Origin of the sequence: Streptomyces sp. NPDC050534, from assembly GCF_044457745.1 — a bacterium.
In the GTDB taxonomy this organism is placed as follows: domain Bacteria; phylum Actinomycetota; class Actinomycetes; order Streptomycetales; family Streptomycetaceae; genus Streptomyces.
Window position 1 is genome coordinate 96,479 of the sequence record NZ_JBITHF010000021.1, and the last position, 21,202, is coordinate 117,680.

Genomic DNA, 21,202 nt, shown 5'->3' on the forward strand with positions numbered 1-21,202 from the left:
GCCCAACGGCGGCTGCCTCGCCCTCTAGCGACATCTTCACGTGCGGTTCGCCATGAGCTGACATGCGCGCCCGGGCTCTGCGCCGGGTCGACTCCCATGAGCGGCCGGCTCTCGATCGGCGCTTCTGCGGGCGCGGCTGCGTGTGCCGGTGGCCGTCTCACCGGGGGTGGGGACCAGGGGCCGTCCACGATGAGCACGGTGTCCTTGGCGAACCGCTTACGGGGCTGAAGCGCGAGCATCGACCCAAGGTGGTCGATGATGCGGCATGGAAGAACACCGTGACCCGGGGCTGGGCCACGCAGAGGCTGGGGTAGTACTACACGGCCCGGAAGTGGCTTCGTCGAATGGCTTGAGGTCGTCTCTCGAGCACTGCGTAAGCGACGACTTCCAAGGGCCCGTTGACGTGTGGTACTCCCACGACTCGGGAGAATCGTCGCAGGGATCGCCGTACTTGCCGGCTGGCCCGCGAAGGCGAGGCCGGGAAGAACGCGTTCCACGCCGACCTGGAGGCGGTCAAGTCGTGGCCGACCGGCTGCAGCAGCTCACTGGGGAACACCTCGACGGGGCGCGTCTGATCGACGCGGTGCTCATGCACGGCCGGGGCACCGCCCGGGTGGCTATCAACCGCAACGCCACCGGCCCCGAGCTAGACGAGCAGAAATGCCTGGCGAACCTGGTCAAGGGCTTGTTCAGCATGTACCGCAACCCGGCCACGCACGAGCCGCGGCTTCACCGCACGGGCGGTTCTGTGCGCGTTGGACGCGCTTCCAGCAGGTCGCGAGGCGTTCAGCCTCCTCAGTCCTCTGACCACTACTTCGCCGCTTCGCTGCATGATCAGGACGCGCGGGGACATGGGGGGCGGATACTGCCTGGATGCCCCTCCCCCGCCGTGCTGCGCGCCGGTTCCCGGCTGCAAGGCATGCGCGATCAACTGGCAGCAACCCAATGCGCATTCCGGTGCATCAGGCAGCCGCGAAGCACGGGCGCCCGATGGTCACCCACTCCGGTAAGCCGTACGTCCATCTGGGCATGGTCCGCCCGGACGCGGCCGAGCAGATGGCGGAGGCTATGCAGGCCCCGAGCCCTACGGTTGGCCGATGACGGGAACGGGCATGCCGAAACTCGCAGGGGGCGGGAACTGAGCCTTTTTCGCACAGTTCGGGCAGACGAACAGAGTTAGCCCCTCGTCGGGCCGTTTATCGAACACTTCCACGGAGTCGGGGGAGACATCGAGGAATTGACTGACCATGTAAATAGCTTGCTTCTGCTCAATACCGAGGTGTATCAGGCAAGCGGCAAGCCACTGGCCGTTGCCATCGAAGTGAAGAACGGTATTTGTGGGCTTTTGGCAGGATTTCACTACGCAGGTGGGTTGCGGCATTTTCTCACCGATCCCTGACATTGAATGACTCAAGCAGCGGAGGACAAGTGAGATGGTGCATGGGCTCGCCTAGGCTGTTACCTTCGGAGACACGATAGCTCCAACTCGTCACCTGATTGCGCACTTCTATTGTTCATCCCGAGTCATGGATCTGCCACTTGACGGCAGCGCAGAAGCCAGCCTCGCTTACAGTGGCTAACATAACGAGGTGAGCCGTCTACCGGCGCCTGTGAGTTCAGCAGTACGTTCGGGTGATCGCGCGAGTCAGCCTGGGTGGTTACAGGTCGCGCCAGTTCACGAACATGCACGGGCCTGATTCCGGGATCCACTCGCCGAACGGATCTACTACGCCGGTCAGAACGGCCAGGCAGAACTGTGCCATGCCACACAGAGTACGCCAGCAGGTAATGTGGCGAGTCCACCCTGCCTTCAGCTGATTTGCGGGCCGCGCTCCTTGGGGAGAAGGCTGTGCGCGTCAGGAGTCGTCGAGTTCGACCCGCCTCTCCCTTTCGTTCGTTGTCACGTTGCCGTCGGCGTCGACGCTCTCCTCAGTCCAGCGGATCGTCGCTTCTCGGATCTGGCGGTCCCCATCTTTGTGGCGGAGGCGGGCGAGATAGCTCTTGATCTGGTCAGCGGCCACGTCAATCGTGATCCCGACCGGGATCGTCAGCAGGAGCGACAACAGTTCGACTGCCCCCCGATGTCGGCTCTCCTCCGACTCGCTGTGCAGGCTTATGCCATCGTCAGATACCACCGCGTATGCCGCGCCGGCAGCCTTGGCGTCCGCGTCGACGGCAGCCGTAAGGCCCTCGGGGTCGGCGGTTTTTACATCCAGCCAGTAGTCCATCAGTGCTCTCCCAACTGTCCGATCAGGTCCTCTGGAGGGCGCTTGTGGCCGCCTTAGGGTCGCCCACCACGAACCACGGGGACCACCAGGTGGAGCGCGTCGGTCGCGGGTGTTCACAGCCGGTGATCAGGGTCTTGACGTCGTCGACACGCAGTCTGCGGCGCATGGTCTGTCGTGCCCAGGCAACGGCCGGACCGATCGCAAGAGGCCGGTCTGGTACTCGCCAAGGGCGGCCGGGGCTTTGGCCCTTCAGCGCTGATACGAACAGCTCGGCGAAGAGCACACCAGCGGCGTCCGGGACGGGAGCCACACTGACGACGGCGGCCTGAGCGCCGGTCACGACGATGAGCTGGCGGACGACGCCGAGGAACTCGTTGTTCTCTTCCTCAGAGAAGTCGCCTGCACTGCATCCGGTCAGCAGGATGATCTCGGCGCCGAAAGCGCGTCCAGGGGCGTTAAGCAGGTCAGTGGGCCGTGTCCAGGTACCGTCGCAGGAGAGCAGTAGCCCGTCTGGTTCAGCGTGGCAGGCGAGGTGAAGCAGGCCCGTATTGCATCCGCGTTCCAGGAATTGGCCACAGTCCGCGGTTACAAGGAAGCCGGACCCGGGGTCATCGGCAAAGTAGTTCTGCCCGATCGCCGCCACTTCTTGGTCCACGAAACGCAGGGGACGACGGCCGCCGCCTCCCTTGCAGGCTACGCCCAGGTAGGCGGTTTTCCGCCCGGCCTGTCTGGCGCCCGGATGGTTGGTTCGCAGATGGCGCAGGACTCCCGCCGCCGGAACGATCGAGATCGTGTATCGCTCTCCAAGGCTGCGGTTGGGCTCAGTCTGACTTGGGCTGGGCAACTGGTGCCATGGGAGACCGAGGAGAAGCGAATGGGGAGAAATGATCAGGGTGTCGATCTCTTCCGGGACCGGCCCGATCAGCCGGTCCGTATCGGCGGAGTCGCTGCGTGACAAGTTGTCGCCGTCGCGTCCGGCGGAGGCGGCGCTTATGGCGAATTCTGAGGTGACGCCCAGGGCAAGCCCGACGGTCACAACGGTTTGGGTCACGATGGAGCGCAGGGGAGCGCCGTCGTTCCATCGATAGCCGATGTACGCCTCGCCCGGCTCCAGGCAGGCCTGCAGCCCCTGCGGGGTCACGGGAGAAGTGCTGAGCAGTTCGATGCGCTCTGGTGCGTCATGGTTGAGTCGCTGGAACCGCCTGGCCACTTGTCGGGCAATGTCCTCCAACTCACCTTCAACTACCTGGTGTTCCCGGTCCATCGCCTCAACCTTGCTGGAGCGCCCGGTGATTACTGCTGCGTTGATCATGCGCGCGAGGTTGATGCGTTGCTGTGTCAGTTCCTTGCGGCGCGTCATCAGCTCCGACAGGGTGCTGTCGTCGGCAGCCAGGCGACTCCAGGTGTCGTCCTGTAGGTGCTGGTCCTGGAATGAGCGTGCCTTGGGTGCCTCGCTGAGAAGCCAGACGAGCTCGTCCCACATCGGATGGTCGCTCAGGGTGGCCGCCGTCCTGCTCACCACGTGGGTCAGGACGAGAGCTCCGTTGGCAACGATGGTCCTGTCGTTGATCTCTCGGTCCTTGGGTATTTGGAGGCTCGCCCGGGCCTGCTCATAGTTGTGCAAGGCATGGACGGCAGCGGTGATCCACGCCTCGTCACCGGTCTGCGTCAGCACGACGGCCTCTGCCATTCTTGCTCCCGCTGCCTCCGCCGGGCGATCCGCGTGCGTGAATGCCTCTGCCGCGCGGCGAAGGGCGGGGATGCCGCGTGAGTCCGGCGGGCTGCCGATCACATCCGTCCGCAGGGTTTGCCCGGCCACGATTTCGGCGAGTCCCTTCCCCCACCAGTCACCGGCGGCGCCGAGGTACTCGGCAGCCGTGTGGCAAGTGGCGTAGCACTTCTCGCGATACTCGGGGTGTATGAGTCCGAGATGGTCGTACTCGTGCGCAGCCTGGTACCAGGAGTGTCCCGCCTCCCGTGTAAAGCCGATGCTGGCGAATAGTTCAGCCGCGTGCTCGTACTCCGCCGCGAGCTCCTTCCGGAGCTCGACCCGGGCCGATGCGTCTGCCCCAGATCGGGCGAGATTCTGGACGTCGCGGACCAGACTCTGTGCCCGCAGATAGCGACACTGCGCTTCCATGCGGACATTTCCGGAATCCGCATACCGATGCGCTAGCTGAAGGAACCGGTCCGCACCAGTTCGGACGTCAGCCATCGATCGTTGCCCCCAAGCCCTCCAGTGCCTCACTTTCGAGATCGGCAGCATCAGGCAGAGCACTCACCACGGCCAGCACATGCTCGTATTCCTTGGCCGCCTGGTCCGATTCCTTTAGCAGCCGAAGATTGTGGGCGAGTGCCAGCCGGAAGGTCGCCTCGGTGTGAGGGTCTCCCAGCCGACTGGCAACGTCCGCAGCGTGCCGTGCCGGCCCAAGGGATCCCACTGGGTCTCCTGACTGCAGCCGCGCCTGCGTCCGGTACCGATAGGCCACGAGCCGGAACGTGAGCAGTCGCGGGTCGTCAGTGCGTTCGGTAGCGGTGATGATTTTGCTGCTCAGTTTGGTGTCGGACCACCGGTGCAGGTCGGCCAGCGCTTCAAGCTTGGCCGCCGAGGCCTCCAGCTCGCCGGCCTCGTCCTGGCTACGAACGAACTGGCTGATGGCCTGGTCGAACCACTGAAGGCTCTCCTCGTGTCGGCCGTCGGCCGTTAGAGCGTGCCCGCATCCAAGAAGCGCCTGGGCCGCCGGGGCCGTGAACCCCCTCTGCTCCACGATCTCCGCAGCTCGGCGAAACTGTTCGAACGCCGCACCGCCACGGTCCATCTGCAACAGGTAGCTGCCGAGCTCGAAGCGGGTCACAGCTTCTTTGCGTCGATCTCCTGCCTGCGTGAATCCGTCGGCAGCGGCGGCAAGAGTGGAAAGCAACTGTTCAGTAGGTCCACTACTTCCGCTCATTTCGACCATCTCCGAGAGGAAGGCACTTGGATCGCTAACTAGCCACAGCCGCTCAGGCCTCGCCGAAACCCGACGCACGCTCCACCTCTTCTCCAGGCTCGCATACCGGCACAAACCATGCAGTCTGAAGCGACGCCACGCGCGTCGTACTCCGGCTGAGCAGAGTCTTCCCGCTGGCGCCTCCGGCCACGAAGGTGCGTACTGGAAGCGGGAGGTGCCCGATGACGAGCCCACCGAATAGCTACTGCCGCGCGGCCTCGCTGAGCGTCGATATCGGGGACCCTGAGTTCCCGTTCCGGCGCTCCGTGGAGATCAGTGCAACCGATCGGCAACTGACCACGGCAGAGGAGCGGACTGTCCAGGAGCATATGACTCCTGACGAGCTGAGCACGGCTGCCCTGGAAGAGTTGGCGGGTGGCAGTCCTTTGCCCGAAGGTGGGCCAGCAGCCTGGTACCGGGGGTCCAACGCGACAGGGGCTCTCGCTGCCCTGTGCATGTGCAGCGTCCCTCCGGAGGGAGCAGGCATCCTGCTGGGATTCCTCACGTCGCCCCAGGTATGCGTGCCTCTTCTCGACGCCCCTACCAGCGACTGGCCGACACTGAGGGAAGCGCTCCAGATGGCGTCTGCGATAGCGCTCGCCCCGACGGCCGGCGGATCCCATGGCCAGCCAGTATGGACGTTGGTTGCCTACAGGCCCGCGATGCTATTTCTGGTACGGACGGTCAAGGCCGAGGACCGCGCGGCCTCCCTCGCTGAAGATCTCGCCCAGCAGATCCGCGGTGCTTTCGGCGTGTGAGAGTTCTCTGGTGGGTTGCCGACTAACCGTCCTTCCCGATACGCGAAGCAGGTATCTGTTCGGTCGCGGCCTGTCGGCGGTCACGTAATTCCCCAGACCTTCATTGATCAGCGTCACGTAGTTCCCCACCTGGGCTGAGGCCGTGACAGACCGCCCGACGGTTGAGTGTGCGGCTGCTCCGGTCAGTCAAGGGCGCCTTCGGCGGCGCTCCCCGCTGGCCTTGCGGCCACCCTGGACAGCCCTGACCAGCCTGACGACGGTCTGGCTATCGGGCGGCCCGGGGAACCTGCGGCGCCCTGACACGCAGGGGGCGGGCCGAACTCCTGGACGCTGTACGGGATGTGATGGAGCCGGGCAGCGCGTTCGCGGCCAGTGGCCTGGTGCGCGCGCTCGGGCCCGCGCAGGCTCCGATGACCGTCGAGGCTGTCGCGGGCTGCGCCGAGGCCATCAGCACCGCGCTGCGGCACACACTCGCCGGAAAAGTGAACAGTCCACTACTGGAGAAAGTGCGGGCTGTACACCGGGCCTCGATGGCCGACTATCTCACCCAGCATCGCGAACTCGCCGCCTCTGCGGGTGAGCTGGCCGATCTCTTCCGCGAGCCCACTCCAGGAGCAGTTCGACGAGCTGGGCCGACAGCGGCTGCTCACTCTCGGCCTTGAGCTGACCCACCACCGCACAGATCGGCGCCCGGGGTGATCCTGGGCCACGCTGCGAGGCGTGCTGGGTGAACGCTTTCGCGATCGCCACGCCGAGCGGGACTCTGGAGATCACAGGTACGATCCCGCCAGCGCCCTGACCAGCGCAAACCAGTCCACCGAGCCACACAGCAATAACAAAATCCCGTGCCGATTGCTACATTCCAAGACGATCACTGAACTTGCACCTCAGAGGCCCTGCAGCTTCCCAAGCTTCTGAAGAAGCCGCAGCTCAAAGCCCTTCCAGGCCACGGCAAGAAATCCTGAGATGATCACTAGGTCCCCACGTCAGCACGTCATCCACCTAGTGATCACTAACGGATTTGTCACAGCAGGATCGTCTTGTGCGCCCGGGCGTCGTAGGTCTCGTAGCGGGAGAGATCGACGCAATCCGAAAGGGTGGCTTTCGAATCGAGGGCGGTCACCTTGGCGTCGTGGCCGATGCTGCCGCGCACGACCGTTCCGGCCTTCTTCATCCGGGCCAGGTCCAACTCGACCTTACCCAGGGCGTCGAGGGTGGCGTAGCGCTCCAGGTCCGTGCCCTCCTTGGACGCCGGCGGCTGGTCGCGTACATGTCCCGCGCGAACGGCACGGTTCAGGACTGCCCCACTGCCGGGATCACCGTGACAGAGATGCGATCGCCGCGTGGTTGCGCTGGCGTGTACGTCCGCCTCCTGCAGAGGCATGCCACCCGGCTCGGGGTGCGGTCGGCGCGAGTGGCGATGACGGCACAGGGGCGTCGTCGGTCTGGGCGCTCATCGGCTCCTCCAGATGGGCTCTTGCGTACCCGCAGACATCCAGCGCCTGCCAGGGGTTCCGGGCAGACCTGGCTGGTCGCAGCCCAAGACAGGTCTCGCACCGATGGTGGATTGTCAGCATCGCCCGTCGGCTTCGGACTAGAGGCATCTTTCGGTCAATGTTCAACTTGGACGCCATCATGGGCGACTTGGGCTGGTTTGCGCTATGGCCGCACTTGCCGTGCACGTGGACGATGCCCCTCTGCGCCTGCCGAGACATCATCCCGGCCGGCTCAGTGGACACGGGGGTGGGGAATTGGCGTTTGCAGAGCATCAGTCGGTCTTTTCGGCGCCTGCAGTACCTCTGGGGACCGCGGACGCTGCCGGGGACGTGATCCGTCACGGCGCGTACACCGAAGGTGTCACCCGCCGATTGAGTGCCGCCGCCTTCGCACGCACGGACTGGCTGGCCGTGCTCCGCGCCCACCTCGTTAGACAGTGGAAAAACTTCAAGGCAGCCATGCGGAAACGCCTGCGGTGGCTGGTTCCTCTCAAGGAGAAAGAGAAATCCGCTGGCGCGTCAGAGCCAGCGCCTCCGTCGGTCGTGCTGGGCGAGGACTTCGCGGTCTGGGTCCGGCGCCGCATCAAGAAGTCGGCGCGACCGGTACCGATTTACGGGTTCCACCAGGAGCCCGTCATCCACGCCAGCGACCGTGCCATCCTCCACATGCGCAGACGACGAATAGCTGTCACCGCGGTGATCGCGCTCGTAGTTTGGCAGGCGATCTCCGGGGCTCTGACAGCAGGATGGGCGGCGGTGGCCCTGCTGGGCGGTGTGTGGGGCGTGTATCTGGTCGAGCGCTGTCTGGCGCAGGTGCGGTTCAACGCGCTGATGGCCGGCGAACTGCAAGCACCCGCGCCGATCGTGCAGGCGCACGCTCTGCCGTACCTCTACGAACGTCGGTCAAGCGGTGACCGGCACCGGTTCCTCGGGGCAGGTCTGCAGGCTTGGCACGAGGCGGTCATCGGCATCGATGTCGAACCCGCTCCCGAGGGTCAGGACGAGGAAGACGACGTTTCCGGCCCACCTCCAGGATTCGGTTCGCCGGCGCAGAGCGCGGGTCAGCCCGACATGGCCGAGGTGGCCAAGGCCGTCCTGGAGGCGCTGGCCAGGCACAACAAGCCGGTGGCCCGCAAACCGCTCAGGCACTTCACCGTCGCCCAGCTGCACACCCATGTTGCGCGCCGCCTAGACGACCCGGCGCCCGCCCACCACCGAGAGCACCCCATCCCGCGTATGGAGGTCATCGGGATCGCCGGCATCCACTACAAGCGGTGGGACGAGATCGACGACGGCACATGGCGCAGCCTGCACACCCTGGCCGTGGACAGTTTCGGCGACAAGCCCACCGAGGAGGTCGCCCGCCGTTACATCTGGGCCCGTGTCACCGCCTGGAACGGCGACCTCATCGCCGCCATCCTCGTCCACTTCGCCTACCAGGGCGGGTTCCTGCGCGTCACCGTCCGCCCCCACATCATGGGCCCGCTCAACCCAACGGTGGCCAGACTCAAAACGACCGACCCCCGCCACGTGAAGTGGCTTGCTCGCACGGCGTTCAACGCCCTCGGTGACGTCTACGTCGGACTCGACCGGCTCATCCGTCGCAAGCCACGCCAGCGCCCCGAACTCGACCCCGGCAGCGGGCCGGTCAGCCTTCGCGAGGTCCACAGCGTTCGCTGGCTCGAGGACATGCACATGAGCGACGACGCCCGCTACTACGTGCAGATGATGCAGCGCCGCGTCTTCGACTCCACCGAGCTCTTCCTGCGCGACCACAACGTCGACATCGCCGCCTACCAGCAGCAGGCCACCGCGATCTACAACTTCGGCGTCATGAGCGGCGGCGCCGTGACCGGGCCCGTACAGGCAACGCCGTTCTCCACCAACCCCTCCATGACGAACTGACTAACAAGACCCCAAGGAGCCCCGCATGACCAGCCGTCGCCAACCCGACCCAACCCCAAACGGTCCCAACTTCGGGATCATGGCCAACGGCGACATAACCGGGCCCGCCATGGCCGCCCCGTTCTCCGAGAACGCCACCATGAATAACAACATCAACAACGAAGCCGCCAGCGAAGCCCGCGAAAACATCCAGGCCCTCCGGCGACGCCTGGAAGGACTGCGCGGCCAATACCCCGAAGTAGATGCCGCCCTGGACGACCTCGACGAGATCGAGCCGCGCCTCAACAGGCCCGAACACGAGGCACGCAGCCTGCGCTACATGCTTCGGAACCTCGTCCAACACTGCGGCGGCATCCCCAACCTGCTCACCGCAGCCCAACTCGTCCAAACCACAGTGCTGGCACTGCTCCCCAGCAGCTCCTAACCAACCCATCCCTCAAAAAACAATCAGCGAACCCAGACTCCACCAGGCCCGAAGCCGCTCCCAATTGCCCCCGTCGCCCGCGTTGGCCCCGTGCGGCACAAGAGCGATCAAACCGAGTGCTGGGCTGGCCTCCTCGAAGCCCGCTGCGAGGAACGCTTCGCAACCCTCGCCACGGTCCGGGGCGGCGTTGATTCCGGGTCGGCTCCGAACGCCTCGGCGGTGGTCGGGTGCTGGCGGCTCAGCGTCCACGCTCGTTGAGGATGGCGACCGACTCCAACACCGGATGAACGAAACGCTCCACGTCACCTCAGACAAGGCCGCGGACGCCGGGACTTGCCCAAAGCAGGCACGGCGTCCGATCATCCCGGCGCGGGCACCGTGCGAGGCATACGGGCTCAAGGCCCCATCGCCAGTGCCGCCTGCTCCCGCACCATCAAGGCCGTTGAGGCAGCCGTCGGCCCACTGCTCCTTCCCCCACTCGCGTGAGAGCCCACCCCTCAGTGGTGCGCCCATGGAGCCCAGAAGCCGGTCTACCGGTAGAAAACGGCTACACCGCCGTGGTGGGAACACGCGCCCTGATGATGGGCGGCATACGAGTAGGTGCCGTCATTGCACAGGGCGGTTGCGCCACTTGCGGCGGCGTTGGAACCGCCCGAGGAACTTGAGCTGCCGCTTGCAGACGACCCGCCGGCAGAGCCCCCGCCGCCTTGCGAACTCCCGTCGGCCGCGGTCGCGGTGACGGTCACCTTCACCTTGACCGTCTTCGTCTTCGTCGCCGTCACCGTCGGCGCGGGTGCAGGCGTCGCGGTCTTCGTAGCTGTGGCCGTCGCGGTGACCGTGGCGGTCGGCTGCACCTTGGCGCCCGCCGCCTTCGCATCACTGCCGCTGCCCTGGTCTCCGGCGCCTGCGCCGATACCGAGGAAGAAGGCGAGTCCGAGCGCGGGCACCACGTACCGCTTGCGGGCCCATCGCGGAGCCGTCCTGACCGGCGGCACGGGTGGTTGCGGCGGCATGGTGTACGGGTTGCTCACAGGTCCCCCCAAAGGTCGTTGAAGCGTTGACGGTAGCGCCGCATGTGAAGAAAGTGTGTCATTTACGTGTAGCAGTCACCCATTCGTGACCTCCCGCGCGCCACACCCGGCTTGCCACGTCGACTACATCGGCGGAACCAGCACCTGAGCTCCAGTACGGCGCATCGTCAACGCGAGCCCACGGCACGCCGGGTAATCTCGCGGGCATGGCTGACTTCCTGCAGGTATCCACCGCAACCGCGACACGAGAGCAGGCTGTTGAGCTGGCACGGTCGGTGGTGAGTGAGCGGCTGGCGGCCGGGGCGCAGATCGTCGGTCCCGTGATCTCTGCCTTCTGGCATGACGGCGAGTTCGGCACCGGCGAGGAGTGGCAGTTGCTGCTGAAGACCACGCGTGTCCGATACCCCCAGCTGGAGGCTCATCTGCTGGAGCAGCATCCGTGGCGGAACCCGGAACTTGCGGCCGTGCCGATCGAGGCAGGGTCGAAAGGGTGCCTGGAGTGGATCGCCGCCAGCACCCAGCCGGTCGAGTAGGCGGTCAGGGCCGGATCTTCTCCAGTACGTCGGCTACTGCTGGTAATGAGTGGTGCTCGCGCAGGCGGCCCAGCACCGGGGCCAGGCGCTGACGCGGCCGTACCGAGGCCACCTCCGCACACAGGTCGACAGCACGGTCGGCGGCCGCGGCGGCCTGCTCGACCTCGCCGGCGTCCAGGTAGGAGCCGGCAAGCCAGGACAAGTACAGGCTCTTGTCGCGGGCGTGTGTGTCGTCATAGCGGGCCAGCGCGGCTTCCAGGACCGGCACGGCGCGCAGCGGGCGGTGCAGTTCACTCCAGCAGCGGCCGGTCATGATCTGCAGTTCGGTGTGGTCCACCCAGGACACCCAGTCGGGCTGGGGGGTGTCGTCGATCTCGGCGAGCGCGGTCTCGGCCGCGCTCAAGGCCTGCTCGGTCTCGGTCGATTGCGCGGCGACGGCGTGCGCCCAGGCCAGGCGTTCCTGCAGCAGCGCGCGGACTCCCGGCGGTGCGTCGGGGCCTGCTTCGGCAACCGCGCGGGCGGCGATGTCGATGCCGGTGCGGCGGTTGCCGCCCACGCTCTGGTAGGCAAGGAAGGCCAGGGCGTTGCCAGCCAGGGCGGCATCCTGTGCTTCGGCTGCGGCGTAGTGGCTGGCCTCGTACAGACCGGCCGCATCGGTTTGGCGGCCCGCGTCGAAGGCAGCCCAGCCCGCCTGCTGCGCCTGCTCGGCAAGGACGGACAACAGACCGCGGCCCGTCTCCTCGGTGTAACTGGCGTCGCGGAGCAGAGCCTTGGTGGCCTGGTACTCGCCCAGGTAGACCCGATAGGTATCGCCCCCGCCCAGGACGTCGTCCAAGCGCCGCAGCCGGGCAGTCCGCTCCCGCAGACGCACCGGGACGTCGCTGCCGAGCCGGCCACCCGCCCGCGGACGGGTCAGATCGGGCAGGCCCGCCGCCAGACCGGTGCCGGCCGAGGCTCTGACAAAGTCCCTGCGCCGCACAGCAGTGTCTCCGTCCGGATCGGGGGCGTGAACGCGCTCCTCCCAGGCACGCGGAGCAAGCCCGAGAAGCGAGCCGGGGATACGCAAAGCATCAGCGATCTGCGTGATCTTCTCGAAGGTTGTCACGCTGCCCCGGCCCCACGCCAGGGCGCCCACGCGTTCCGGCTTGATGCCGCACTCCGCAGCAATCCTCGCGTAACTGATCCCGGCGTAACGGCGGGCGAGCGCGAACACGGCACCGAAATCATGCACGGCAAGCGCCGCCCGCATGTCCGCACGCTCAAGCACTGCACGCGGAAGAGCGGTAGGCGGTTCGTAGCCGGTCATCCAAGGCCCCGTTTGCAGAAAGTAGCCGGGAAAGCAGCCAACCAGCCTACCCATCACGGGGATACCCACGGGCGGGAAGCCAACAGCCGCCGACCGCCTGGAGTCTTGGAGCACCAAGAAGCCGGCAGCCCCTCCCCTACGGCCTGCCGAGCATGACCCACGCTGCCCCAAGAAGGACCACCATGGCGCGTCGCACCGTCCCACCCCGCCAACACCCGCCGCGCACCCGGCTCACGCCCCGAGCACACGTCGACCGGGGCGGTACCGGGCCTCGAGCCCGCAGCACAGCGCCTGCATCCCATCGGCCAAAGCCCCGACAGCCACAAGGTCGCCGCCTTGCGCATCCCGCGGCAGGTGCCGCGCAATGAACGCCACCGTGCAGGCCGCCGCTCTCACACAGCCGGTCGACATCGACACGATGCGCCACAGCATCAGCCGGCTGATCAATCCGGATAGGCAGCCACCCACCGACGACACGCTCGCCATCCTGCACAGCCTGCTGCGCGGGCACCTGCAGCTGCTCATCCCCGAGGTCGAACACGCCGCTCTCGAGCGGGATGCGGAGGACGTGCCCCGCTACGTCGCCCTCGCCTGCACCGACCAAGCCCGCACTACACTGCGCACCCAATTCAGACCAGGCACGCGAGGGGCGCTCGTTCACGCGCGCAGGCTCGCCCGCCGGCTGGCGGCCCTGTGCGAACACTACGAAGCCCTGACCGGCGTGGTCATGTGCCTGGCTTGCGACCAGCCGCTGCACGACGACGAGGAAACCCTCCCCTACGACCACGTCAGCCCCAGCGGCCCCGCCGTCCGGGTAGGCCGCATCCACGCCCGCTGCACCCAGACCTACCGCCGCCACTAACCCCACACCGCTCCATCGGACCGGCGCACCGGCGCACCGGCCCACCGGCGGCCACGGTCTGCTGTGGCCGGCAGCTCTCAATCCCCCGCCCCGAGCCTCCACTTGGACAGGCCGAGCCTCGGGGCAGGGGCCCAACCAGCAGACCCGCGACGCCACTCCACGGCCCCGGCACCGACACCGACACTCCAAGCGAAGACCTGCCTCGCCATGGCCCGGTCCCGCCATCCGCGGCAGGTCTGCCAGCAACTGCATCCGCCCATCGGAAGCCCCGGAGACCAGCCTCATGGACCCCCACACCCATCGCTCCCTGACCAAGCCGCCGCTGCCCCGGCGCAGCGACCGGCGTCCCGACGCTCCCGAGGTCATCCGGCACTGGCTCGCCACCGCCCACCCCACACCCGAACGCGCCTACCTGGAATGGTCGGAGCAGGGGGTTGCCCTGCTTCCCCTCGGCCGCCGCTTCAACGCCATCCGCATTCCCGGTCGCCTCATCCACGCCGCCGCCGGCAGCGACGCCCCCGACCAGGTCTCCCGGATGCTGCGGGACACGCTCGACGGGCCCGTCATCCACGACCACCTCAGCGTCGGGCCGGCCTACTACGCCCTCGGCCCCCACGGACGCCACATCGCCTGGCCGGGCGGCAACGACACCCCCTTACTCAGCGCGGGCGTCTACCTCGGCGTTCCCGCCCTCGAACGCACCACCCCACCCGGAACCTTCTGGATCACCCCAGCCCGCTACCGCAACGACCTGTGCAGACACGACCCCGTCCACCGCCTCATCAACACCGGACGCCGCGAACTCCGCGCAATCGAAACGGCCAGCCGGGACGACGATGCCAACACCTCGCCACCTGAACAGTCTTGATCCCTCATCAGGCGAGATACCGGACACCACCCGGGCCAGCCGGACTGCCGGCCGGCCCGCCAGCCCCCGTCCCTGCCGGACGCAGTCCCACCCGAGACGCCCCCGACCCGGGACCGGGCCCCGGCAGGGACGGGACTCCACCGAAACAGCCCCGCGGACATCGGTCCAGACAGCCGATCCAACTCCGCACCGCACCGATGCCCTGTCTCCTCGGGTACTTCTTCGGCCAGACCACGAGCCGGGAAGCCAAGCGTGCCGAGAACGAAACCTCCCCGTAGTCCGAGGCCCCAGGACCGGGAATCCACATCGGATCGCCGGCAGAACCGCACACCCCCGGGGCCAAGCCCGCGAGCACACCTCACCGCGTCTGGCAGCAGCGGGCCTAAGCACTGATCGGCAACTCCCGTGCCCGCTCGCGAGCTTGGGCCCTCAGCTCCTTGAGGCGGCCATGGAACGCGTTGTGGCGGTTCTGATCGAGGTTCAGCGGCAGATCGAGCTGAGAGATGAACTGCGATTCCAGGGCCCACGGCTCGCTGTGCTCGATCCAGCACACGCGCGCGTTGTCTGCCATCCACTGGCTGAGGGTGGCCTCCCCCGCCTTGCCGAAGGTCATGCGCCTGCCGCTGCCGACACGACGCAACTCGAGCCCGAGCAGGCAGCCGAGCGTGAGCCGCAGCGTCGAACCGGCCGCGTTGCCCCGATAGTGGTAGCGCACGCGCTTGCGCAGGTTTTGCTTGCTGGTCCGGTTCGCCATGAACCGCGGGGCTATCCCGACATAGAGCAGGCGCCCGGCGTCCAGGTCCTGGTGGGGCGCCTGCTCGAAGTGCCACCCATACACTCCCGCCACCGCGGGAACAGGGCTCGGGCGCAGCAAGACCTGCTGCGCCGACCACAGTCGGACAGGACGGGTCAGAGCAGCAGCTTCCACCAAGCCTCCAGATACGACAGCCGCCAGCCGACCGCCGCAGGCTACTGGCTGATACTGACAGCACGTCCCCGGCCTGCTGTTGCGTGCCATCAGCGGGGACGTCGTGCGATCAGCAGCGGTCCGTGCGCGTCCTGTCCGGCTGGTGGTGGTTACGGGACCAACGCTCTTGTACTGGCGGGCACTTGTCGTCGCCATGAGAGCTGATACGACGGCCAGCGACCACTGCTCCTGAAGAGCACCGGCAGCTACGGCTTGGACAGCTGCAGCTTCCATGTCCCGTCCGACGTCACGTTGATGTAGTAAGGCCCGCCGTTGATCATCTGTGAGACGGCCGATCCGTTGAAGGTGCCGATCTCGTTGAAGGGGAGGTCCTGCAGCGCTCCGTCGGCATCGAGAACTTCCACGGCGAAGTTGCCCTGGCCCCGGTTTGTTCCTTGAACCTTGACTGCATGGTCGGCGTTGAAGGGACCTTTGACGTGATCACCCTTGCCCGCGTAGGCGTGCGGGAGTGCGGCTGAGGATGCATGCCGCGGCTGCGTGACGGTGACCGACCAGGCATTATCCGCAGTGACATTCAGCCGGTAGCGTCCGGCATCGAGGCCTTCTGCCTTTGAGCCGTCGTACGTCCCGATGTTGTTGACCAACAGGTCCTTGGTCTGCCCTGAGGAGTCCAGCAGTTCGACGGCGAAGTTGGCCGAACACGAGGAACACGTCGAGTGAAAGACGGCCAGGCCATCGGTCACGGTGAAGGTGGGGCTCGCCTGCTTGCCCCTCCCCGCGAGGCGGATGGCCGGCAGGGCGCGGGGAGTCTTCTTGACCGCCGAAGACGGCTGCGACGATGTCGCTCCGGATCCCGCAGGGGCGGGCTTCGTCGGAGTGGATGTCTTGTCTCCGCTGTTCGTGGCCACCACAACGACCACGATGACGACGACGACGGCCAGGACGCCCAAGCAGCCCCAGAGACAGCCGCGGCGGCGTCGCTTCGGCGGCGGGGCCGGTGGACCTCCCGGCGGTCGGCTCCAGCCGTGATCCCCGCTCTGCGGGCCTCCAGCCGCACCCCTGGGAGGCTGCTCGGACGGATCGCTTGTGGCCATGAGGACCTCCTCCGCGGCTGTCGCAACGGACAGTTCCCCACGCTAGGAGGGGGGTCAGCACCCGGCGCACTGTGAGGCCAACCGGGCGATGCGAGCAGGTGAGGGTCCGGCAACTTTCGCTAGCTGCTTCCGACTTAACTCCAACCCACAGCCATGTCAAGGACATGCGGGCCGCACCACTCGAACGAGGACGCCGTGGTGCTGGCCGCTGTGGGGCACCGGCCGAGGTGCTGGCGCGCTGTGGACGTGTGGGGTGCTGGAGGTGGCCGGCCAGACGGCTGCGTCTACTACAGTTCGGCGTGGGCCGTGACTGGCGCTGAGGTGGAGCACCACCGGGGAGCGGTCAGACGAGACGTCGTTGCCGTGCGCCCGGTGCTGGCGCACCGCGCACGACATCGGGGCGCGATGGTCCGACATCCCGGGGCACCGGCCCGGGGCGATCGCGCGCCGACGCCGGTACCCGCACCGTCCGATGGCGCAGCCGCCGACGCACAGCAGGCAATCGGTCAAAGATCCTGCGCAGCCGTCGACGGTTGCCGGCGTCGCTTGCCGGCGGTCATCGTTGAGCACCCTGCGAACGGCCCGGATCCGCTTCGATGCGCCCCCGGGGCCATCGGGTTTCAAAACTCGGATTTCGAGATCCTCCACTCAACGCGCGCCACCCGGTCCACGGGGATGGACACGACTCGCACATCCGTTGGGCTGGGTTCCTCTTTCACGACGATGTGCACGCACCCGCCTTCGATGCGGACGCGATCAGAGACGACGACATTGGCCAGTGGAACGCCCGGAGCGTATTGGATCGTGTCGCGAAACGTGACGGTGGCCTTACCCCATCCTTTGAGTAAGTTCATGTAGTCGATTGTTGCATGTACATGCCGATTTGTGTTGCGCCTCGGCAAGGGGCAGGTGGTCACGCAATCAACGGATCCCGGCCACATCCTTCGATGACAGCCTCCGGCCCCCAGCCCGGAAGGCGCCCTGATCGTGCCCTTTCACGCGCTGATACCGGCTCAGGGAAGGGCCCGTAAGGACGGGCGCGCACCCCTCTGATCAGCGAGCGGTCGCCGCAACGCGGCGCCCACCCGGGATGCGGGCCGGCTACCGGTACGGTGCGCGGCCGGGCACCGCACCCCGCCGCGGAAAGTGCCCAAGCATCGACGGGGGCCCGGCGCGGTGAACGTTTCCACACAGGCACCGGAATTGGGTGACCGTCAGATCGGGTGCGCGCGTGAAGACCTCCCCGGGGCTGCATGGCACCCCGGCATCCAAGCCCAGCTGGGCCAGTGGCTCGTCGCCGGCGAATGGGCACCCGTCCGCGACGGCCGGCGCGCACCCCACCCCACCAATTCACCCTGCTGCGCCAGCTGTCCGCCGACCCCGGCTACGACCCCTACCAACCCCACGGCCTCGTCGACCACATCACCCGCAGGTGGCGCGGCCTGCAAAAAGCAAACAGCACCAGGCCACCAAGTTGCACGAGAACCTCGGGCGCATGGGGCGCACGAACTACCACTGGGCGATGGACGCGGTCATCGACCACTACCTGGACTGCGCAAGCGATGCCCCGGCCCTGGTGATCTTCCAGACGGACGGGGGGCCCACCAGCAGGTCCGCCGCCGAACGCTACCTGTGCAAGGCCGCCCGTCTGGCAGTTCATCGGCTTCGGTGACCCCGCCGACACGAGTTCGCCTTCCTGCGCAAGCTCGACACCCTCGCGGTCCCGCCCGCCGCGTCGTCGACAACGCCGGCTTCTTCCACGCCGGACGCACGCCGCGGAGCGTCGGTGACGGGTTCCTCTTCGACCGGCTGCTCCAGGAATTCCCCGTGTGGATGGCTGCCGCCCGCACCGCGCGCATCGTGTAGCAACACTCTGAAGTAGCTCTCGCGAGGCGGTGGAACTCGGCGTGAAGGGCCTGCGGGTACACCGTGGGGCGCCTGCGGCAGCATTTGGCCTGAAGGTTCGTGGCCTGCAGCGCTGAACGCGGGGCCGGCGCCAGCACTCTCAGGGGCGCAGCCAGGCGGCGCAGGCGTCGACGAGACGGCAGCCGCCGACCCCGTCCATCGCCCGTCGCGATCCGGCACCACGCCAGACCGGAGTGCGGTGGCCGGTCTCAGGGATCGACCATGCATGGTCAGCCGCGGCGTCGTCCGGCTGCGCAGCCTGCCGCACGGCCTGTTGGTAGATAGCCCGTCCGGCTGCCAGCGCCCCGGGCGGCTACTCGTCTGCTGTGCGGGCCTCACAGGTCGTCGGGCAGGAGGCGGAATGCCTTGTGTCCGGTCAAGGGCCGGATCATGCGGAAGCGTCGGTCGGTGGTGAACAGGACGCCGGTTCGGTAGGCGGCGGCCAGGGCGACATTCATGGCGTCGGTCAATCCAATGCCTTTGCCCTGATCGGCGTCGGCGTAGCCCTCGGCGACCGCGATCGCCGCGCCCAGGTGCGCGGCGAGGGGTGGGATCTCGAAGCGGCGCATGGCCGTGTTGCGTTCGATGAACCGTGCTGCGGTGAGGGCCTTGCGGGCCCCGCCCCGCGTCGAGATCAGGTAGTCGAGTTCGGCCAGCACCATGGGAGAGATGACGAGGTGGCTGACGGCTGCGAGGGCTTCTTTGTGCGCGTCATGGCCGGTGAGCTTCGGATCGAGGAGGCGGTAGAGGGCATGGGTGTCGGCAATGGCGATCACGGTCAGGTGCCCATTGCCTTGAGCGTCTCCTCGATCTCGCCGTTGGTGAGGTCGGGAAGACCGAGATCGGGAAGGTCGATCTCCCCCATGGGGTCCGTGGGATGCGGGGAGATGTCGTCCTCGCCGATCGGGACCACCCGGGCCACCGCGACTCCGTTCTTGGTGACCGTGACAGTCTCCCCGCGCGCTGCTGCAGCGAGGACCTGTGAGGATTTCTGGTTGAACTCTCGGGCCGTGGCCTCCATGTAGTACATGTTACTACATGCTGGGGGTCCGGTGCCGCGCACCACGCAAGGCGTCGGGACGCGGCAGTTCACCCCCGGCAACCAGCCCCAGCTGCCGCGCTCCCGCCGCAGCATCCCGCCTCACCGCCCACGACCAGAGCACCATCGCCGAGCAGGGCGGCCGGACCCGCACGCCGACCCCTCACCGGCCGCCTCGACGACATCGGCCAACGCCACGACCACACCCTGCCACGCGGTGTCGTGGCGCTGGGTGCGCGGCCGCCAGCGGCGGCTGTCGGCTGGCCGGGCGATCTGCCGGGCCACCGCGTCCCCTTCACAGTCGGTATGGGCAATTCGGAGGACTCCCCCGGCTCCTGCTCACCGGTTTGTCAACGCCACAGCAGGAGTTGACTACTCACCTGCCAGGATCCAGCCGGTGGGCGAGGTCGTGGGCGGTGGCGCTGGTGAGGTCTCCGACGTAGGCCCCGACGATTTCGAAACGGCCGCCGGTGAGCGAGGAGGCCACAGAGGGCCTGCCCCAGAGCTTGCCGTCGATGACGATGGCGAATGCGTTGCGCGGGGCCGGGATCCCCGCGACGGAGCCGGTGAGGGCGGCGAAGCGGGTCCGGTCGGCGGGGCTGAGGGTCACCTCGACCTGCCAGGTACCGTCGATGGTGCTTTTCTCCGCCTTCGCGGAGGTGACACGAACGTCGCTCATGCCCCTGGCCCGGTCGGCGCGGACGCAGAGCGCCGGGTGGCTCGCGGTGGCGTGCACGGTGTAGCCGCCGCTGCCATGGGTGCAGGCCTGCTCCGTGGACGAGGTGACCGGCAGGAGGGAGACCGGGGCCGCCTTCCCGGTGCCGCCCTCTGCCGCGGGCTGAACCACGTGCGCGCGGGGGGTCGCGCCGTCCGCGACGGCCACCCAGGCGGTGGCGACCACGGCGACGGCGGCGACGCCGATTGCGGTGCGGGCCAGCCGCTGCCGCCGCCGGGCGACCCGCAACGCGCCGTCGGCCAGGCCGACCAGATAGCCGCCGGCGGCGTCAGCGCCGCCGCTGTCCCCGACCTGCGCGTGCAGGGCATCGTGCAGCAGTGTGTCGTGCAGCGGGTGTTCGGTCGAGCCGTTCATGCGATGACGCCCCTTCCGGAGGCAGTGGAAGAGGAGGCCGACGGCCCTGCCTCGGCCAGGGTGGTGCGCAAAGAGGCCAGGGCCTTGTGGGTCTGGCTGCGGACCGTCCCCTGAGCAACGCCCAAAATCGCGGCGATCTCATGGTCCGGCCGGTCCTCGAAGTACCGCAGCACGATCACCGCACGCTGGCGCTTGGGCAGCCGCCGCAGCGCGGCCATGATGTCCTGCCGCTGGACCACGGTGTCGGCCCAGTCGGCGACCTGCCCGGACGGCTGGTCCGGCAGGGTGTCCGTGACCGTCTCCCGCCCCCAGCTGAGGAGTCGGAAGCGATCCACCTGGGCGTGGTAGAGCGCCCGGCGCACATAGATCTCCGGCTGCTCCCGGTCGCGCAGCTTCGACCAGCGCTGAGCGGTGGAGGCAAGCGCGGTCTGGAGCAGGTCCCGGCCCTGCTCCCAATCCCCGGTCAGCAGGTATGCCGTGTGCAGCAGCGATCTCGACCGCGCCGCCACGAACTCGCGGAACTGGCGTTCCTCGTCGGCGTTCAATGCGCCCTCCCTCGTTCCCCCTTTAAGACGGGCACGGAAGGAGGTTCGACTGCCCCGCCCGCCGGACTTTCTCGACCGCTTCCCCGCCGATGCTCTCGTCGCGGGGGACGGCACCGGATGCCGCGGAGAAGAACTCAAAGCCGTGCGCCTGTACCTGCGTTTGTGCGAAGACGAACGCGAACTGCGCCGGCTCGGCCGGG

At 67.5% G+C, this 21,202-nt stretch carries 20 protein-coding genes and 2 pseudogenes; 7 read left to right on the forward strand and 15 right to left on the reverse strand.

The genetic code is table 11. The features are described 5' to 3' along the window. Positions 1–167: 167 nt before the first annotated feature. A pseudogene (locus ACIBN2_RS43650) lies at positions 168–263 on the reverse strand (IS5/IS1182 family transposase); the annotation flags it as partial. Positions 264–265: 2 nt separating this feature from the next. Here ACIBN2_RS43650 and ACIBN2_RS43655 point away from each other — a divergent pair. Further along, the gene (locus tag ACIBN2_RS43655) at positions 266–1,180 is read left to right on the forward strand and encodes a TIGR02391 family protein (protein ID WP_399143350.1); all 915 of its coding nucleotides are present in this window, start codon (positions 266–268) and stop codon (positions 1,178–1,180) included. On the opposite strand, the gene ACIBN2_RS43660 is transcribed toward ACIBN2_RS43655, so the two are convergent. The 5 genes from ACIBN2_RS43660 to ACIBN2_RS43680 all read right to left on the reverse strand — a co-directional run bounded on the left by ACIBN2_RS43660 (position 1,085) and on the right by ACIBN2_RS43680 (position 7,360). Beyond that, positions 1,085–1,402: a hypothetical protein gene (locus tag ACIBN2_RS43660; protein WP_399143377.1), complete on the reverse strand. Its 318-nt coding sequence runs from the start codon at positions 1,400–1,402 to the stop codon at positions 1,085–1,087. The genes ACIBN2_RS43655 and ACIBN2_RS43660 overlap by 96 nt on opposite strands. A gap of 454 nt (positions 1,403–1,856) precedes the next feature. Further along, positions 1,857–2,228, reverse strand: coding sequence for a hypothetical protein (locus tag ACIBN2_RS43665; RefSeq protein WP_399143351.1), 372 nt, complete (start codon positions 2,226–2,228; stop codon positions 1,857–1,859). Positions 2,229–2,250: 22 nt separating this feature from the next. Then, positions 2,251–4,368 (reverse strand): CHAT domain-containing protein, encoded by a 2,118-nt coding sequence (locus ACIBN2_RS43670; protein WP_399143352.1) that lies wholly within the window; start codon positions 4,366–4,368, stop codon positions 2,251–2,253. A gap of 67 nt (positions 4,369–4,435) precedes the next feature. Then, a complete protein-coding gene (locus tag ACIBN2_RS43675; RefSeq protein WP_399143353.1) occupies positions 4,436–5,083 on the reverse strand; it encodes a hypothetical protein in 648 nt (215 codons plus the stop codon). Between the two features lie 1,917 nt (positions 5,084–7,000). After that, positions 7,001–7,360, reverse strand: a complete 360-nt coding sequence (locus tag ACIBN2_RS43680) for a hypothetical protein (RefSeq protein WP_399143354.1) — start codon at positions 7,358–7,360, stop codon at positions 7,001–7,003. Positions 7,361–8,138: 778 nt separating this feature from the next. Between ACIBN2_RS43680 and ACIBN2_RS43685 the strand changes: the two genes are divergently transcribed. Next, complete coding sequence (locus ACIBN2_RS43685) at positions 8,139–9,377, forward strand: hypothetical protein (RefSeq protein ID WP_399143355.1); 1,239 nt, start codon at positions 8,139–8,141, stop codon at positions 9,375–9,377. Positions 9,378–9,402: 25 nt separating this feature from the next. Further along, entirely contained in the window at positions 9,403–9,801 is a 399-nt protein-coding gene (locus tag ACIBN2_RS43690; RefSeq protein ID WP_399143356.1) for a hypothetical protein, read from the forward strand. Positions 9,802–10,331: 530 nt separating this feature from the next. Here ACIBN2_RS43690 and ACIBN2_RS43695 read toward each other — a convergent pair. Further along, a complete protein-coding gene (locus ACIBN2_RS43695) occupies positions 10,332–10,748 on the reverse strand; it encodes a DUF3761 domain-containing protein (protein WP_399143357.1) in 417 nt (138 codons plus the stop codon). 290 nt (positions 10,749–11,038) lie between these two features. On the opposite strand from ACIBN2_RS43695, the gene cutA reads away from it, so the two are divergent. After that, positions 11,039–11,365, forward strand: coding sequence for a divalent-cation tolerance protein CutA (gene cutA, locus ACIBN2_RS43700; RefSeq protein ID WP_399143358.1), 327 nt, complete (start codon positions 11,039–11,041; stop codon positions 11,363–11,365). 4 nt (positions 11,366–11,369) lie between these two features. Here cutA and ACIBN2_RS43705 read toward each other — a convergent pair whose 3' ends face one another. Continuing rightward, complete coding sequence (locus ACIBN2_RS43705; RefSeq protein ID WP_399143359.1) at positions 11,370–12,671, reverse strand: XRE family transcriptional regulator; 1,302 nt, start codon at positions 12,669–12,671, stop codon at positions 11,370–11,372. A 364-nt stretch (positions 12,672–13,035) separates the two neighbouring features. Between ACIBN2_RS43705 and ACIBN2_RS43710 the strand changes: the two genes are divergently transcribed. Together ACIBN2_RS43710 and ACIBN2_RS43715 are read left to right on the forward strand one after the other, a co-directional pair. Further along, a complete protein-coding gene (locus ACIBN2_RS43710) occupies positions 13,036–13,533 on the forward strand; it encodes a DUF6415 family natural product biosynthesis protein (RefSeq protein WP_399143360.1) in 498 nt (165 codons plus the stop codon). Between the two features lie 283 nt (positions 13,534–13,816). Continuing rightward, on the forward strand, positions 13,817–14,401 hold the full coding sequence (locus tag ACIBN2_RS43715; protein WP_399143361.1) for a hypothetical protein: 585 nt from the start codon (positions 13,817–13,819) through the stop codon (positions 14,399–14,401). A 382-nt stretch (positions 14,402–14,783) separates the two neighbouring features. On the opposite strand, the gene ACIBN2_RS43720 is transcribed toward ACIBN2_RS43715, so the two are convergent. The 3 genes from ACIBN2_RS43720 to ACIBN2_RS43730 all read right to left on the reverse strand — a co-directional run bounded on the left by ACIBN2_RS43720 (position 14,784) and on the right by ACIBN2_RS43730 (position 17,277). Next, positions 14,784–15,329: a GIY-YIG nuclease family protein gene (locus ACIBN2_RS43720; protein ID WP_399143362.1), complete on the reverse strand. Its 546-nt coding sequence runs from the start codon at positions 15,327–15,329 to the stop codon at positions 14,784–14,786. Positions 15,330–15,574: 245 nt separating this feature from the next. Continuing rightward, positions 15,575–16,279, reverse strand: coding sequence for a hypothetical protein (locus tag ACIBN2_RS43725; RefSeq protein ID WP_399143363.1), 705 nt, complete (start codon positions 16,277–16,279; stop codon positions 15,575–15,577). A 764-nt stretch (positions 16,280–17,043) separates the two neighbouring features. Next, entirely contained in the window at positions 17,044–17,277 is a 234-nt protein-coding gene (locus tag ACIBN2_RS43730; protein ID WP_399143364.1) for a hypothetical protein, read from the reverse strand. Positions 17,278–17,894: 617 nt separating this feature from the next. Here ACIBN2_RS43730 and ACIBN2_RS43735 point away from each other — a divergent pair. Continuing rightward, positions 17,895–18,289 (forward strand): annotated as a pseudogene (locus ACIBN2_RS43735) (VWA domain-containing protein); the annotation flags it as partial. Between the two features lie 374 nt (positions 18,290–18,663). On the opposite strand, the gene ACIBN2_RS43740 reads toward ACIBN2_RS43735, so the two are convergent. From ACIBN2_RS43740 to ACIBN2_RS43755, 4 genes are all read right to left on the reverse strand, one after another. Beyond that, the gene (locus ACIBN2_RS43740; RefSeq protein ID WP_399143376.1) at positions 18,664–19,110 is read right to left on the reverse strand and encodes a PIN domain-containing protein; all 447 of its coding nucleotides are present in this window, start codon (positions 19,108–19,110) and stop codon (positions 18,664–18,666) included. Beyond that, the gene (locus ACIBN2_RS43745) at positions 19,107–19,349 is read right to left on the reverse strand and encodes a type II toxin-antitoxin system Phd/YefM family antitoxin (protein ID WP_399143365.1); all 243 of its coding nucleotides are present in this window, start codon (positions 19,347–19,349) and stop codon (positions 19,107–19,109) included. Before ACIBN2_RS43745 ends, ACIBN2_RS43740 begins: the two co-directional genes overlap by 4 nt. Positions 19,350–19,743: 394 nt before the next feature. After that, positions 19,744–20,457, reverse strand: coding sequence for a SecDF P1 head subdomain-containing protein (locus ACIBN2_RS43750; RefSeq protein ID WP_399143366.1), 714 nt, complete (start codon positions 20,455–20,457; stop codon positions 19,744–19,746). After that, entirely contained in the window at positions 20,454–21,002 is a 549-nt protein-coding gene (locus ACIBN2_RS43755) for a SigE family RNA polymerase sigma factor (RefSeq protein ID WP_399143367.1), read from the reverse strand. The genes ACIBN2_RS43750 and ACIBN2_RS43755 overlap by 4 nt, the downstream gene beginning before the upstream one ends. Between the last annotated feature and the right edge of the window lie 200 nt (positions 21,003–21,202).

What these genes read in the sequence shown, in the direction of transcription:
- ACIBN2_RS43750 (WP_399143366.1), bottom strand. Translation starts at nt 20,457, where the DNA reads ATGAACGGCTCGACCGAACACCCGCTGCACGACACACTGCTGCACGAT.
- ACIBN2_RS43655 (WP_399143350.1), top strand. Translation starts at nt 266, where the DNA reads ATGGAAGAACACCGTGACCCGGGGCTGGGCCACGCAGAGGCTGGGGTA.
- ACIBN2_RS43705 (WP_399143359.1), bottom strand. Translation starts at nt 12,671, where the DNA reads ATGACCGGCTACGAACCGCCTACCGCTCTTCCGCGTGCAGTGCTTGAG.
- ACIBN2_RS43710 (WP_399143360.1), top strand. Translation starts at nt 13,036, where the DNA reads ATGAACGCCACCGTGCAGGCCGCCGCTCTCACACAGCCGGTCGACATC.
- ACIBN2_RS43670 (WP_399143352.1), bottom strand. Translation starts at nt 4,368, where the DNA reads ATGGAAGCGCAGTGTCGCTATCTGCGGGCACAGAGTCTGGTCCGCGAC.
- ACIBN2_RS43665 (WP_399143351.1), bottom strand. Translation starts at nt 2,228, where the DNA reads ATGGACTACTGGCTGGATGTAAAAACCGCCGACCCCGAGGGCCTTACG.
- ACIBN2_RS43730 (WP_399143364.1), bottom strand. Translation starts at nt 17,277, where the DNA reads ATGAACTTACTCAAAGGATGGGGTAAGGCCACCGTCACGTTTCGCGAC.
- ACIBN2_RS43660 (WP_399143377.1), bottom strand. Translation starts at nt 1,402, where the DNA reads ATGTCAGGGATCGGTGAGAAAATGCCGCAACCCACCTGCGTAGTGAAA.
- ACIBN2_RS43715 (WP_399143361.1), top strand. Translation starts at nt 13,817, where the DNA reads ATGGACCCCCACACCCATCGCTCCCTGACCAAGCCGCCGCTGCCCCGG.
- ACIBN2_RS43680 (WP_399143354.1), bottom strand. Translation starts at nt 7,360, where the DNA reads ATGCCTCTGCAGGAGGCGGACGTACACGCCAGCGCAACCACGCGGCGA.
- ACIBN2_RS43685 (WP_399143355.1), top strand. Translation starts at nt 8,139, where the DNA reads ATGCGCAGACGACGAATAGCTGTCACCGCGGTGATCGCGCTCGTAGTT.
- ACIBN2_RS43745 (WP_399143365.1), bottom strand. Translation starts at nt 19,349, where the DNA reads ATGGAGGCCACGGCCCGAGAGTTCAACCAGAAATCCTCACAGGTCCTC.
- ACIBN2_RS43690 (WP_399143356.1), top strand. Translation starts at nt 9,403, where the DNA reads ATGACCAGCCGTCGCCAACCCGACCCAACCCCAAACGGTCCCAACTTC.
- cutA (WP_399143358.1), top strand. Translation starts at nt 11,039, where the DNA reads ATGGCTGACTTCCTGCAGGTATCCACCGCAACCGCGACACGAGAGCAG.